The 14331-nt window shown below is 59.8% G+C and carries 11 protein-coding genes and 1 pseudogene; 3 read left to right on the forward strand and 9 right to left on the reverse strand.

Annotated features, from left to right (window positions below):
- Nucleotides 1–10 precede the first annotated feature (10 nt).
- The 5 genes from SIC17_RS06270 to SIC17_RS06290 form a co-directional block, all read right to left on the reverse strand.
- Entirely contained in the window at nt 11–871 is an 861-nt protein-coding gene (locus SIC17_RS06270; RefSeq protein ID WP_291896542.1) for a ribokinase, read from the reverse strand.
- Nucleotides 871–1797 carry a nucleoside hydrolase gene (locus SIC17_RS06275; RefSeq protein WP_291896544.1) on the reverse strand — a complete coding sequence of 309 codons (927 nt, stop codon included), beginning with the start codon at nt 1795–1797 and terminating at the stop codon, nt 871–873. Before SIC17_RS06275 ends, SIC17_RS06270 begins: the two co-directional genes overlap by 1 nt.
- A 4-nt stretch (nt 1798–1801) precedes the next feature.
- Nucleotides 1802–3028: a NupC/NupG family nucleoside CNT transporter gene (locus SIC17_RS06280; protein WP_291896546.1), complete on the reverse strand. Its 1227-nt coding sequence runs from the start codon at nt 3026–3028 to the stop codon at nt 1802–1804.
- A 129-nt stretch (nt 3029–3157) separates the two neighbouring features.
- Nucleotides 3158–3790, reverse strand: coding sequence for a thymidine kinase (locus SIC17_RS06285; RefSeq protein ID WP_291896548.1), 633 nt, complete (start codon nt 3788–3790; stop codon nt 3158–3160).
- A 71-nt stretch (nt 3791–3861) separates the two neighbouring features.
- A complete protein-coding gene (locus SIC17_RS06290) occupies nt 3862–4803 on the reverse strand; it encodes a sensor histidine kinase (RefSeq protein ID WP_412546715.1) in 942 nt (313 codons plus the stop codon).
- A gap of 46 nt (nt 4804–4849) precedes the next feature.
- Between SIC17_RS06290 and SIC17_RS06295 the strand changes: the two genes are divergently transcribed.
- Both SIC17_RS06295 and SIC17_RS06300 read left to right on the forward strand, forming a co-directional pair.
- Complete coding sequence (locus tag SIC17_RS06295; protein WP_291896552.1) at nt 4850–5074, forward strand: hypothetical protein; 225 nt, start codon at nt 4850–4852, stop codon at nt 5072–5074.
- An 87-nt stretch (nt 5075–5161) separates the two neighbouring features.
- The gene (locus SIC17_RS06300; RefSeq protein ID WP_412546716.1) at nt 5162–6799 is read left to right on the forward strand and encodes a tryptophan halogenase family protein; all 1638 of its coding nucleotides are present in this window, start codon (nt 5162–5164) and stop codon (nt 6797–6799) included.
- Here SIC17_RS06300 and SIC17_RS06305 read toward each other — a convergent pair.
- The 4 genes and pseudogenes from SIC17_RS06305 to SIC17_RS06320 all read right to left on the reverse strand — a co-directional run bounded on the left by SIC17_RS06305 (nt 6790) and on the right by SIC17_RS06320 (nt 13002).
- On the reverse strand, nt 6790–7572 hold the full coding sequence (locus tag SIC17_RS06305; RefSeq protein WP_412546717.1) for a hypothetical protein: 783 nt from the start codon (nt 7570–7572) through the stop codon (nt 6790–6792). The genes SIC17_RS06300 and SIC17_RS06305 overlap by 10 nt on opposite strands.
- Nucleotides 7573–7645: 73 nt before the next feature.
- Entirely contained in the window at nt 7646–10834 is a 3189-nt protein-coding gene (locus SIC17_RS06310) for a TonB-dependent receptor domain-containing protein (protein WP_412546718.1), read from the reverse strand.
- A 284-nt stretch (nt 10835–11118) separates the two neighbouring features.
- Nucleotides 11119–11451, reverse strand: a pseudogene (locus SIC17_RS06315) (tRNA-binding protein).
- Between the two features lie 105 nt (nt 11452–11556).
- Nucleotides 11557–13002, reverse strand: a complete 1446-nt coding sequence (locus SIC17_RS06320; RefSeq protein ID WP_412546719.1) for an alpha/beta hydrolase — start codon at nt 13000–13002, stop codon at nt 11557–11559.
- Between the two features lie 311 nt (nt 13003–13313).
- On the opposite strand from SIC17_RS06320, the gene SIC17_RS06325 reads away from it, so the two are divergent.
- Entirely contained in the window at nt 13314–14330 is a 1017-nt protein-coding gene (locus tag SIC17_RS06325) for a 3-oxoacyl-ACP synthase III family protein (RefSeq protein ID WP_412546720.1), read from the forward strand.
- Nucleotide 14331: the final 1 nt, after the last annotated feature.

The following is a 14331-nucleotide window of genomic DNA, read 5'->3' on the forward strand; positions in this document are numbered from 1 at the left end:
TAAACGCGGATCAGACGGCGCCAATCATCAGACCCTCAACATCTGCGCGCAGCGGCAATGATGGCTGGGCGCCCGCTTTCAGGGTGGAGGCGGCTCCGGCGGCACAGGCAAAAGCCAGCGCGTCGGAAGGCGTCATCTGTTCAAGTAGAGCCAGGCTCAATGCCGCGACGAATGTATCTCCGGCACCGGTTGCATCAATCGCCTCGACCTGGGGCGGTGCGCACCGGGCAATCTCCTGGCCGTCGCGGAACAGGGCAGCGCCCCGAACTCCCAGCGTCAGCGCTGTCAGACCTCCGGCCGCAAACAGTCGACCCAGACCGTAATGCTCGCCCTCTGCTTCATTGACGATCAACACATCGGCGCGTTCAAGCAATTCGTTCGGCACCTCGGCGGCCGGCGCGAGATTGAGCACGACCAGTCCCTCGCAACGCCTGGCCGCTTCGGATAGGACCTCGACTGGCGTTTCCAGCTGACCAATCAGAGCCCCCTCAATCCGATCCGGCAAGTCCGCTATGGTCAAACCACCGTTCGCCCCGGAAGCCACGACAATCTGGTTGTCGCCGTCGGGCGCCACGGCGATCATCGCCACGCCGGTGGGCGCCGCTTCGCTCACGCGGCAACGGTCAAGATCCACACCATTTTCACGCAACAGAGCGAGCGCCGCTTCCGCCTCATCATCCGCGCCTACACAGCCAATCATGCTCACAGCTGCCCCAAGGCGCGATGCAGCCAGAGCCTGGTTGGCACCCTTGCCGCCTGGAAATTTCGCGAAACCATCGCCCAGCACGGTCTCTCCGGCCTTCGGCAACTGATCGCAGCGCACGACCAGATCCAGATTGATTGACCCCAGAACCGTGATTACCTGGCTCATCAAAGGCGCTCCATCGAGGTGACAAGAAGGTCGAACAGAGCATCATCATCCAGCCCGGTGACCCAGTTAACACCATTGGCGCATTCAGCTCCGAGCGCGGTATTGCCGCGTTTTTCGTCGTCGGATGTGGTCACCGTCACAGAAACCGACTTGCTGGAGAACAGGCCCGGGTCGAGCAGGTAGCCAATCGTGCAGGGATCGTGCAGCGCGGCACCATCCGCGCCATAGACCTCGCCATAGATCCGGTTGACGTGGGAAATCATCGCTGCTGATGCATGACAGGCCGGATGCCCGGAGGCTTCAAGTCGTTGCATGCGCGGTGGTGTGCAACGGATCTGCAAGGTGGCGTCGAGACCGATCAGCGTCGTGGCACAGCCGCTTTCCAGCACGATCTTGGCTGCGTCGGGGTCTGCATAGATATTGAACTCGGCATGGGCAGTGATATTGCCGCCCTCGATCGCGGCGCCGCCCATGATCACCAGCTCGCGGACACCGCGCATGATCGAGGCGTCGCGCTTCAACGCGGTCGCGAAATTGGTCATCGGCCCCGTGATCACCAGGGTAATCGAGCCCGGCTCGGCCGCAGAGAGCGTATCGCACAGATAATCAACCGCGTGGGTCGTGCTGACCGGTACGCTCGCTTCGGGCAGGCGAGCATCACCCAGCCCCGAAGCCCCATGGATATGTTCGGCGAATTCGGGGTCGACCCGCATCGGACGATCACAGCCGGCATAGACCGGTATGTCCTCGCGCCCGGCCAGCGCCAGCACCCCGCGGGCATTGCGGGCACAAGTTTCCACCGGAACATTGCCGGCAACGACCGTGATAGCCTTCAGATCAAAACGATCCGGCGCACCCAGAGCGGCGAGCAGCGCGATGCAATCATCAACACCGGGGTCACAATCGATGATGATGGATCGCGTCACCTCGTCACCCCACGAACAGCATACCCGCTATCGCCGCACTCATCAGATTTGACAGGGAACCGGCAAGAACGGCGCGGAAACCGAATTTGGCGATCTGGCCCATGCGCTCCGGGATCAGGCTGCCCAGCCCGCCGAGCAGAATACCGACAGAACTCAGATTGGCAAAACCGCACAAAGCAATAGTCAGGATCGCCTGGCTGCGCGGTGAGAAATCTTCCAGGCTGCCGGACAGGGTCAGGTAGGCGACGAACTCGTTGATCACCAGTTTTTCGCCGACAATGGCGCCTGCGGCCTGGGCCTCGGCAGGCGGAATGCTGAGCACCATCATCAGAGGGGCAAACAGCATGCCCAGCAGGCTCTGAATGGTCACACCCTCAATACCGAACAGGCCACCGACCATCGCAATCAGCCCGTTAACCAGGGCAATCAGCGAGACGAAAGCGATCAGCATCGCTCCGATATTCAAAGCCAGGCTCAGGCCGTCCTTGGCGCCAACAGCAGCGGCCATCACCACATTGGCGTGCGGTTCACGCGCCGGCGGGGCGTTGACGATGTCCTGTTCCTCATCCTTTTCATCGTCCGCCGGCATGATGATGCTGGCCATCAGCAGACCACCCGGAGCCGCCATGAAACTGGCGGCGAGCAGGTATTCAATGCTGATGCCAATCTGGGCGTAGGCCGCCAGGACAGTACCGGCCACAGATGCGAGACCGGAGGTCATGATCGCAAACAATTGCGGCTTGGTGATGCCATCCAGATACGGGCGGATGACCAGCGGCGCCTCTGTCTGGCCGACAAAAATATTCGCGGCCGCATTGAGCGATTCAACCCGTCCGGTCCCCAGCAGAACATTGAGAACCATGCCGACGACACGAACGATCCACTGCATGATGCCGATATGATAGAGCACGGACATCAGCGCGGAGAAGAAGATCACGACCGGCAGGACGTTGAGCGCGAAACTGAATCCAACGGACTCAGACACAAGCGGTCCGAAAACCATTTCAATACCGGCGGCAGAGAATGCGAGCAGCTGGGTCACACCGGCAGACAGGCCGGAAAGCATTTCACGCCCTGCTGGCAGATAGAGCACAAAGCCGCCAATCGCTGCCTGTAACAGCAAGGCGCTGAGCACCGTGCGCAGGCGAATTTTGCGACGATTGGTCGAGAATACAAAGGCGATGACCAGAAGCGTAAGCGCTCCGACACCCGCTAACATATTGGCACTCATGCGGCTGCCCCCACTACTGGCTCGCCTGGAAACGGAACTTCAGAAATTGTTCTGCCACGCGAGCGCACGCGGTGAAAGCACGGATTCACATCTCGGCTCGCATCCGGCCCGGCCAACGGGTCCAGCAGATCAGGCGTCAACAGTATCGAGCGCGCCTTCAACACGCGCCTCTTCGCTGGCTGCTGCCTGCATACGCTCTAGCCAGTGCTTGCGACAGAGCGAGAGATAATTCGCCTTGGCCACGCCGACCTGGACACCTTCAGTGACCGCATCACCCGACGCGTCGAAACGCAGATTCATTGTCGCCTTGCGACCACAGTGACAGATCGTGCGTGCTTCTCGCAGATCATCAGCGATGGCCAAAAGCTCGGCGGCCCCCTCAAACAGCTTGCCCTGGAAATCCGTACGCAGTCCGTAACACAGGACCGGAAGGCCCAACTCGTCTCCAACCCGGGCCAATTGCCAGACCTGGTCGCGGGAGAGGAATTGCGCCTCGTCGACAAAAACCGCATCCAGCCCGTCCGCCTCCCGGAACGCAAGGATCTGCGAATACATGTCCGTACCGTCACGATAGAGATGCGCGGGCGCGTTGAGGCCGATACGCGACTCGATTTCACCGGCATCGCTGTCGTCAGCGGCGCCATGCTGCGAGGTCCACAACATGACCTTCATGCCCTGCTCACCATAGTTGTGAGCGGCCTGGAGAAGAATGGCGGACTTGCCAGCATTCATTGCGCTGTATGTAAAATAGAGTTTGCCCATATCCCGGTGCTAATCCGATTCCCGACCGGGTCGACCCCTCGTGACCGTGGACAAATGTGATCACGTGTACATCAGGTCAATCCCTGCCCAAGCCGCGCCAGCGTGCCGTGGCCGGGACGGGAATGGATCTGCATACGCATCCGTCCTTTTTCTGCCAGTCTGAAGATGATCTCCAGGCCAAGACCCGCGCGGCGATGGCCGGTTTTCCGGCTCTCCTCCACCATCAACATGCTGTCCAGCATCATGACTTCACGGCCAATACCATTGCCGTCATCCACAACCAGCAAATCAATGCCGCCGGCGTTTCGTTTGGCCCCGATCAGCACACGCTTGCCACCGGAATGAGTGATCGCGTTGGAGACAAGATTGGTCAGGATATGTTCGACGATGCCGCGATCGATCTCGATGGTCTGGCTGCTGCCAATCCAGCGGACCTCGATCCCCTTGCTGCGCCCGACTTCCTCCAGCGGGGTCACGACCTCGCGGACAAGGTCGCCGATCGCCACCCGCTCCCGATCGACCGGTCGCCGGTCCGTGTCGAGATAGGAAAGTTCAAGAACCGAAGAGAGCAGCGAGGAGACATTCCGAACCACCTCGCGCTGACGGCCGGCCACTTCCTTGGCCTTCTCCCAGTTCTCGGCTTCCAGCAGATCCTCGAGCAAGCCGGCATTGAGGTCGAGCGCGTAGACAGGCTGACGGATATCATGACCTGTTGCAGCCAGGAGGAAGGTCGAGAATTCCTGAGCCTTCTCGGCCGCGATACGGGCTTTCTCGTAAAGCTCGGTCAGATAGAAACGCCGCCGGGCCCGCATGGAAAAGGTCACAGACATGATCCAGGCAAAGGCGCAGCTGGTCCACACCAACACAGCCTGGGAAAAAACCGGATGCTCCGAAGTGTCATGCCAGTAGATCGCCAGAAAGGCATAGGTCAGCGCATAGGTCACCGAGATCAACGCGATCCAGTTTGCATATGCCGCCAGCGCCACCCCCATCGCCATAACGTGCAGGGACATCCAGGAACTGGTACGCCGGGATCGCTCCGCCTCTGACAAGCGCGTCGTGCTGGCCTGTCTCACCGACGAGGGACTGAATGCTGCCGCAGCGGCTCCGGAATTGTTACAGGCTGGTTTCCTCCGGGAGTTTCGCAAACTGCAGGACTGGGAGCGCGGGATGCTCATCGCATCTCTCCAGCGGATCGCCGAAATGATGGATGCCGAAGACCTCGACGCTTCACCCATCCTGGAGACCGGTGAAATCGAGCCAGACGAACACGGCAACCGGTAAGGGGTTTTCTGCACACCACGCCCATGACAGCCTCCTCGGGCGCAGGTAACATGCCACTGAACCATTTCTGATTGGGAACAAGCGCTTATGAGACGTGTAGTGATTGTTGGTGGCGGCTCCGCCGGTTGGATCATGGCGGCCTATCTGAATGGCGCGATCAATGCGCGCGGTCGCGACAAGAAAATCGACATAACGCTTGTAGAATCTCCAGATGTGCCACGCATCTCGGTCGGCGAGGCCACCGTTCCTTCAATCCATCACGTGCTGGAAGTGATCGGTATCGACGAAAAGGAATTCATGCGCGAAACAGATGCCAGCTTCAAACAGTCGATCAAATACGTGAACTGGCTGGAGAATAACGGATCCGGATATCACCACCCCTTCAACCGCGCGACGCTCGGGCCTATCGACAATAGTGGTGCCAATTGGATGGTCTCGCGGCGCGACATCCCGTTCATGGAAACGGTCAGTGCCCAGACCCTGATCGCCGAAGCCTGCCGCGGCCCGAAAACCGGTGATGGTCGCCCTTTTGTGGCTCCTATGAAGTACGCCTACCATTTCGACGCCCAGCAATTTGCCGATTATCTCACAAAGATCGCCACGGCGACCGGCGTCACCCATGTCCGGGCCAATGTAACCAAGGTGAATACCGGCGAAAACGGCCTGATCAGATCACTCGACCTCGACACGAACGACCAGCTTGAGGGCGATATCTTTGTCGACTGCACGGGCTTCAAGGCCCTGCTCATGGAGAAGACCATGGGCGTGCCCTTCGAGGACTTCTCCCAATGGCTCTTCTGCAATCAGGCTGTCGTCGCCCAGTTTGGCTATGAGGACTATTTCCCCGGCGTCGTCCGCCCGTACACCACGGCCACCGCCATGTCCGCCGGCTGGATCTGGGACACCCCCACACAAACCCGCCGGGCGATCGGCTATGTGCACGCGACCGATTTCATCAGCACCGATGATGCGGCCCGCGAGCTGCTGGCCTATCAGGGCGTCGACGAGAACAAGGCGGACACGCGTATCGTCAAGTTCAAGGTTGGCAAGCGGCAGAAAGCCTGGGCTGGCAATTGCATCGCGGCGGGCCTCGCCAGCGGCTTCATCGAACCCCTTGAATCAACCGGCATCTACCTGGCGGAGTTGGCGGCTGTGCTGCTGGCGGAACACTTTCCCTATCGCGACGAGGACCTCGAACCGCTGGCCTTCCGCTTTAACCGGGTGGTTTCGAACCGTTATTACGAGATCCTTGATTTCATCAACATGCACTACTGCCTGACCCGTCGCACCGACACCGAATTCTGGCAGGCTGTGCAACGTCCTGAGCACATTACGGATCGCCTGAAAGCAAAGCTCGAACACTGGCGCATGAAACCGCCATCAATGTCGGACTTCCAGGACCAGGCCTTCTCCGGTTTCACCTATGGCGAAACCATCACCGGTGATCCGGAAATTGACACTCGCGCCCCAGTCGACACCGGCGGATTGTGGAACCATCAGAGTTACGAGGCCATCCTGTATGGGATGGATTTCCGTGGATCGGAATTCGAGACGATGGGCGATGACAGGCCGAAGTCACATATGCTGGAAGTCGTGTCCAACATTCTGCGGGCGGCGCCATCACGTCTCTCCCCGCACCACTCCTGGCTGCATCATAATCTGGGAATGAAGGCTTGGCCCCTCGGTCAGCGGCCTGCCGGCTGGGTCGAACGGCCTCACTTGTAACCGAGCAGTTCCCGCAAGCCCGGATTGGTATGATCCACCAGCTTTTTCTGCATCTCCGGCAATTCCGACGGCACTTCCTGGCCTTGGAGTTTAAGGTTTTCCCGAGCCGTGCCGCTCTGCTTGCGATCTGAACCGACCGCGACACGTTCTTTCCAGTCCGACGGCAAATCGATCCCGCCAAAAGCGAGCAGCTCGCCAAAAAATGTCTCGGCCTCCGGCTCGTCGATATTCTTGAGGTGGTGAACCACGTCCTCGTATTTGACGATACGAGCACTGGTGCCCAACCAGGCCACAACATTGTTGTGATAGATTTCCTGCATGGTCGGGAAGCGGTTGTGGGCGCCAAAGATCATCATGTTCAGATAATCATGGATCTCGACACGACCGCCCTTGAGGTGGTCAATATTGGCCTGGAAATTATCCGACAGGAAAAAGCGGGCGCGCGCCAGAACCCAACTATAGGGGTCGCGTACCAGGAGCAGGTGATTGACGTCCTTCAACAGGATCGCCGGGCCTTCACCAAACAGCAAATGCCCCCATGAGAGCGCGGGATCGCCCTGCAAGGCTTTGGCGTGCTGGTTCAGGTTCGGATACTGGATGAAATCTGCGCTGTACTGCTGCTCGACCGGAACGAACATCCGCACAATGTTCTTCATCAGATGACTGCCGCTTTTCGGGACGCTGTTGAGGAAGAAATGCTTTTTCAGCGGCACCTGGGCGAAGTCGGCATTCTTCTCATCAAGATTGTCCGGGTCGGCGAGTACGATTGGCATGCTTCATGTCCATGTTGTAAAAAAGGCGGGCCACCAGGGCCCGCCTTCTCCAGATACTACAACTTCTCTGAGATTAGAACGTCTTGGAGATGTTGAGGAATGCGCGACGGCCGAGCAGGTCGTACTGCGAGACAATCGGAGAATTGCCTGCAAAGACCAGGTCCGGGCTGTCATTGATGTTCGTCAGTGCCGGCGGATGCTCGTCAAAGACGTTGTTGATACCCGCACGGATCGTCCAGCCACCGTCAAGCAGCAGCTCGCCGGAAACGTGGTGGTAGAACATGGCTTCAGCTTCGGTCTTGGTGTTTACCGTCTCACCCAGCTGGGTGATCGTGTACGCACCGCCACCAGCAGGCTGCTCCGACAGCGGAACGCTGGCGAAGACAGACTGGAGCGTGCTGGCTTCACCGACATAGTTCATGCCCCAGCGCAGGGACAGGTCTTCGGTCGGCGACAGCGTCATGTTCATCAGTGCAACCCACTCAGGCTCACCAACAGAACCGTTCAGGTGACGCGTTGCGGACGCGCCGAGCAGCTGGATGTTGTCTTCAAGCTGTTTGGACAACTGAAGGTTCATGTCCAGGAAGCCCCACGGCGTGTCACGGTTGGCATTCATCGTGAAATCGATACCGCGGTTGGTCTGGGTGTCGATATTGATGAAGGTCGCGGATACAGACTGGATCCGGTATTCACCACCGATGATGTTGCCACGTGAGAACAGGTCACAGAGCGGCTCGGAAGCGAAGTTCTGGGACGAGTAACAACCGTTGACGATCTGCGGGCCAGACAGGGTCGAAATCTGATCGTTGATCTCGATTTCGAAGTAGTCCATCGCGAAGCTGACGTTCGCGAACTCGAAGTCCGGCGTCAGGATGAAACCGACGGTCATATTGTCGGATTCTTCCGGCTTCAGGAAGCCGAAGCCACCACCGCGGAATTCCTGAGCAGCGATCGGCGCACCCGAATAGGTGTCCGGAATACCGTCAGCTGCACAGTTGTCTGCGACCGTCTGGGAGATGTCACCATTACCCAGAGCTGCGCCCCAACCAATACACGGGTCGAGGTCAGACTGACGACGCGAACGCGATTCAGCTGCCAGGAACTGCTCGTACAGCGCCGGGGCACGGAAGGACGTACCAATGGAACCGCGCAGACGCAGTGCATCGTTAACAGCCCAATCCAGCGTGAAGCGGTAGTTGGAACCATCAACCGTCAGGGAACGACCGTCACGGTGAGACGACGTGATCTCGTTGTAACGACCGGATGCGATGACGTTCAGGCTCTGAACCAGCGGCATATCGCCAAAGAGCGGGATGGAAACCTCACCATAGATGGACTGGGTTTCCTGCTCACCGGTGGTGATACCAGCGCTGGAGCCGAAGAACTCGTTACCGGTCAGGGTCGTATCAGACGGACGGTCCATGATCTCGTCGCGCTGATAGAAGATGCCGAGAGCAGCACTCATCGGACCTTGCGGCAGCTCCCACACATCACCCGTGATGTAACCATCGAAGGTCGTCTGGGTGAAGTCTGTGGATCCCGTATCGGTGCCGAGCAGGAAGGCCCGCTCGCCATCGGTCAGGTTACCAGCCAGGAAGCCCGGATCGAACCAGCGAACATCAACACAGGAGACGCCGGCAACCGTGACGGTTTCACCGGTGTTCGTCGTAGCCGTCGCACCACCGGAGTTCTGGCCCACACAGGACGCCATCTGGTAGTTGGTCGAGTTGATCGAGTCGTTACGGACATATTGCTCGGTGTACTCGCCGTAGCTGTCAGAGTGCTGGACATACATATCCCAGGACACGTTGGAGAACATGCCGACATCACCCAGGTCGCCACGCAGGCCACCGAGAAGACGCATGTACTCGACAGTTACCTCTTCATCACCCCACTCGACGACTGGCGTCGGGCTGAATTCGATGTTGAGGCCCGGCATCAGCCAGTTCTCACCGCCGTCACCGGACAGGTTCGGGTTACCAGCATAGTCGGTCGCACCATAACGGTAGGACCAGTACTGGTCGTGGCTGTTTACGTAGGTGGAACGACGGTTGAACAGGAACTCACCATAAGCAGTGATGTTGTCCGTCAGGTCGTACTCGACGTCACCCATGACAGTGACACGCTCGAGTTCACCGGCGACAGAGTCATTGCGCTGCATTTCCGGATACAGGTCGGTGACGCGGTCCGGGTTGCGGTTGCTGACGTCGATACCCGCAAACGCCGGCAGGCCAGCGATGTGATCCGGGGTGTACTCAACCTGGTACCAGTTGGCCGGAGCCGAGATACCGGTGCCGTCCAGTGATGCCGGAATGCCCGGGACCAGACCCGCCATGGTGTTGGTGTAGTCGTACTGGAAGATACGGTTACGCGGGTTCCAGGCGACGTTGTCCGGATTGGCGAGGCCGCTGTAGTTGTAAGCCCAGACGTGACCCCAGATCGTACCGGAACACTGATTGGTGCCGAAACGCGGATCGATAACGTCTGCACGGGTGCCCATTGTGGCATCCGTAAAGGTGTAGCTCTCGCGGCAATCGAGATAGTCGCGGTCGCGACGTGCGAGCTCATTGCGCATATAGTAGTCAGCCGTGACGCGGAAACGACCGCGCTCGAAGCTGTCACCATGCGTCACGCTTGCGCGGAAGACTTCACCACCGGACTCGAACGGTGCCTCTGTGTAGAAATCGATCTCGCTGCCGTCGCTACGATCGGTGATGTAGTTCACAACGCCCGCGATGGCATCAGAACCGTAGATCGAGGACGCGCCGTCCTTGAGGACGTCAACACGCTCGATACCAACCAGCGGAATGGAACCGAGGTCGAATGCGTTGATAGAACCACGCGTACCGGACGGACCTGCACGGCGACCGTTGATGAGGTCGAGCGTACGGCCAGCGCCGAGGCCACGCAGACCAACGGTTTCCGCGCCAACACCGCCATCAGAGACGTATGCGACGGAAACAGCATTGGTGATCTGGTTGGAACCAGCAGCAGCAGAGGAGCTCTGCAGCAGGCCGGAAACGTCAGCTACACCAGCGGAACGGGCGTCGTCCACCGAGAGAACGTCCATGGAAACCGGGCTAGTGATGGTCGACTGACGGATACGCGTACCGGTAACGACAATGCGTTCAGCCGGTTGCTGATCCTCAGCCGCCGCCGGTGTCTGATCGACACCGCCGTCCTGCGCGAGTGCCGGGCTGATGCCGATTGCGATCAGCGCCGAGCTCGAAAGCAGGGCTTTGGAAAGAGAAAATGATTTCATCGCCTAAAACCTTTAGAATGAATAGTCACGAACTCGGCCACCGAAAGCCATGTGAATCCTAGGGTCAACTGACATCGCCTTAATGGCAGCTCTCCGGTCACAGTTGCGACAAAAATGTATCAATTTATTACAGAGATGTAATGTTATGGCCGGGCTCGTATATCGACCCCGGTGTTTTGCGTTCAAAGATTACAAATCAGCCATTTCTCGGCAGAAGCCGGGGACATAGTCTCGGAGCAACTCGACTAAGCCAGGCGGGCGCCATTCGGCGCATCCTGATCGGGTCACGCCAGGACAATGGCGCCATCGGCATCCGGAAAACCCAGCACCAGCACTTCCGATCTGACCGGTCCAATCTAGCGCGGCGGGAAATTGACCACCGCCATCACCCGGCTCCCCGCCAGCTCCGACGTGGTATAGAGAGTTGTGATCTGCGCAGCGCTGCGTCGCACACCAATACCCGGACCAAAACCGATGCGCAGTTTGAAGGACGGATTGCGGGCCTCCGGGAATGGCTCGGCCTCGACGATGCTCCCGAGTCGAATGTCGACTTTCAGAAAGTTATCAAACCCGATTTCCTCCGCTGCCGGCGCATCGGGATCATGCGTGAGATGCATCACAAACCTCGTTCAATGTGATCCGCTTCACCAGGCCCTTTTTATGTCGACCCCGGGCGCACCGTCAGCCACCCGTCTGGCGAGCGTGACCGCTGTGGCCCCCAATCACTCGGCTGCGCCTGGCACAGCGTATTGAGGCGCCGGGCGTGCGAAGACACACAGCTCGGATTCCGCGACCGACAGCATTGCCTCAGGGGTTTCCATAAAGCGTCCGACCATCAACATGGCACATCCATCCCCACCCCATTGCTGGGTTGGACCATGCGCTTCCCCCCTCACGCTGACCACGCGGCTGTTCGCGAGGGTCTCGGCGGCGCGCAGCCCCCAGGCTGGAGGCGTCAGGGGATCGAACTCTCCCGCGACGATCAGGGTCGGCACTTCGGAAACCACCGGCGCAATGAACTCGGCGCCCAGCGGCGGCACATCCCAGGCGGCGCAAAGCTCTGGCCGGATCGCGGCGCTTTCATATCCGCCCAGTGCCGGCCCGGCTTGCGAACGCCGGCTCCGGTCGCTGAAGGGCAAGGCCTCACGGCACCAGACCGACAGGCGCATGCCCCAGGCAAGATTGCTGGCCGCTCTCGGTCTGGACATCACACCGGCTATGCCTGGGTCGAGATTTGCAACGGCATCCATCCTGCCCGGAGCCGCGATGACATCGCGTCCCGAAGACAGGACAATCAGCGCGGCCAGGTCGGCCCCCGTCACAGGTTCGGCAAGACCTTCCATGCGGAGCGGGGCACGTGTGGACGCTTCGATCCGATTGAAAAAGCGCGCTTCCAGGTCCGGATAGGCCGCCGCGCACGCCGGTTGCGCGGCACAATCTGTCGTGATCGCGCGCAGCGCAGCCTCGAAATTGCCCGCGCTTTCATCGTCATAAATGGCATTGGGCGGCAGGGGTGAATCAAGCACCATGGCCCGCAGGCTCGCGCTGTGATCTCGCGCATATGACAGCGCCAGCCGGGTCCCGTACGACACCGCATAGAAATTCCAGGTCTCGATCTCCAGCACCTGGCGCAGATCCTCGAGATCGGCAACGCTGGCCGGGCTGTGGTAGTGCTCCACGCCTATTCCCGCTGCGGTGAGGCGGTCGCGGCACTGGCGCACGGCATCGGCGAGATCGCTGCCGGAACTCACCGCATCCCGATACTCTGGGCACATCAAGGCCGGCTGTGCACTGGCAGTTCCGCGCTGACCGAAAACGATGAAATCCCGGTCTTCAAGCCAGGGGTAGGCGCCCGGATAGGCCGCCGCCGGAAGTCCTGATGCGCCAGGTCCACCGGCGAGATAAAGGACCGGTTCGCCTCCCCGTCCAGAGCGATTGTGTACGACGGCAACAGGCAGTCTGATCTCCGGGGACTGCGGATCTGTGCGATCCTCCGCGACCACCAGCCAGCCGCGGGTCGAGGCGAAGGACGATGGCACTTGAACCGGAAAATCCTCACCCGCCGCCACCGGCTCGAACCGGGGCAATGATCGCTGCGGTTCACTGGCAGGTTGGCACGCCGCCAACAAGATCACGAGACACAAGGACCAGACGAACAGACGGCTCATATTCTCTCCTTGCGACTTGTCGAAAACGGCTGTGGTACAGACGAGAAACGTACCGACAGTCTAGCTGATCGCCCTTGTAACTCAAGATTTCGAGCGCCGCAGGGTGCCACTCGCTAAGAAAACACGACGAAAGCTGTCACTGACTATCTGTGAGGGCAAATACTAGGACGGATGGTCGAACCGGGACACAACCATCAACGATGTCCACCAATCAGGCTGATCCCACACGCCGACTGCATGTGAATCGAAATTTCATAGCCAAGCAAAAACCCAGGTTTTAGGATTCCCGCATCCCGGCAGAAGGCAATGACATGCAGCACAGGACAGCGGGCCATGAATCCGCGGCGATTACAGGCACCGGAATATTCCTGCCTGGCGCGCCGGTCAGATCGGACGAGCTGGATCAGCGTCTCGGCATGCCGCGCGGCTGGCTCGAGGAAAAATGCGGCGTTCAGACCCGCCATTATGCGACCGAAGCCGACAGCCAGGAAAGCATGGGCGTGGCTGCGGCGCATGCGGCCCTTACGGATGCCGGAATTGAACCGGGTGAGCTGGACCTGCTGATCTTTTGCGGCGCTGTCGGCCGACAGCCCGTGCCCGCGACCGCGCCGCTGATCAAACGGGAACTCGGACTGTCAGCCCATGCTTTCCCGGCCTATGACGTCAACGCGACCTGCCTGGGAACGCTGCTGGGCCTTGACCATGCCGCCATGGCGATCGCCACCGGGCGCGCCAGCACCGTACTTGTTGTGGTGTCGGAAATGCCCTCCCAGGCCATCCCGTGGAAACAGGACCCCACTACAGCCGGATTATTCGGTGACGGGGCTGCGGCCCTGGTGGTCCAGGCCGGTTCAACAGGCGATATGCGCCTCGGCCCGTTGCTGATGGAAACCCATGCCGACGGTTACGAATACTGCCAGGTCGGCTCCGGAGGCACGCGCTACAACCCGGTAACCGAGGCAGAGGCCTTCGAGGACAATGCCGTCTTCTCCATGGACGGCAAGGGCGTGTTCAGGCTCTCATCGAAAACCTTCCCGCGTTTTCTCGAACAGGTTCTGGACCGGACCGGCTGGTCGCTGGGCGAGATCGATCTGGTCGTGCCCCACCAGGCCAGCCCGCATGCCATTTCCCTGATGATCAAGCGATGTGGCATTAGACCCGAACAGATCTTTGATGTCGCCAGGACCATGGGCAACCAGGTTGCGGCCTCCCTGCCGATCGCTCTGCACCAGGCGCGTCTGGCAGGACGTATCCAGTCGGATATGAAAATCCTGATGGCCGGCACCTCGGCGGGTATCTCGCTGGGTGCCATGGCTGTGACAACGTGAC

Origin of the sequence: Maricaulis sp. MIT060901 (assembly GCF_047123815.1) — a bacterium.
Taxonomy (GTDB): Bacteria; Pseudomonadota; Alphaproteobacteria; order Caulobacterales; family Maricaulaceae; genus Maricaulis.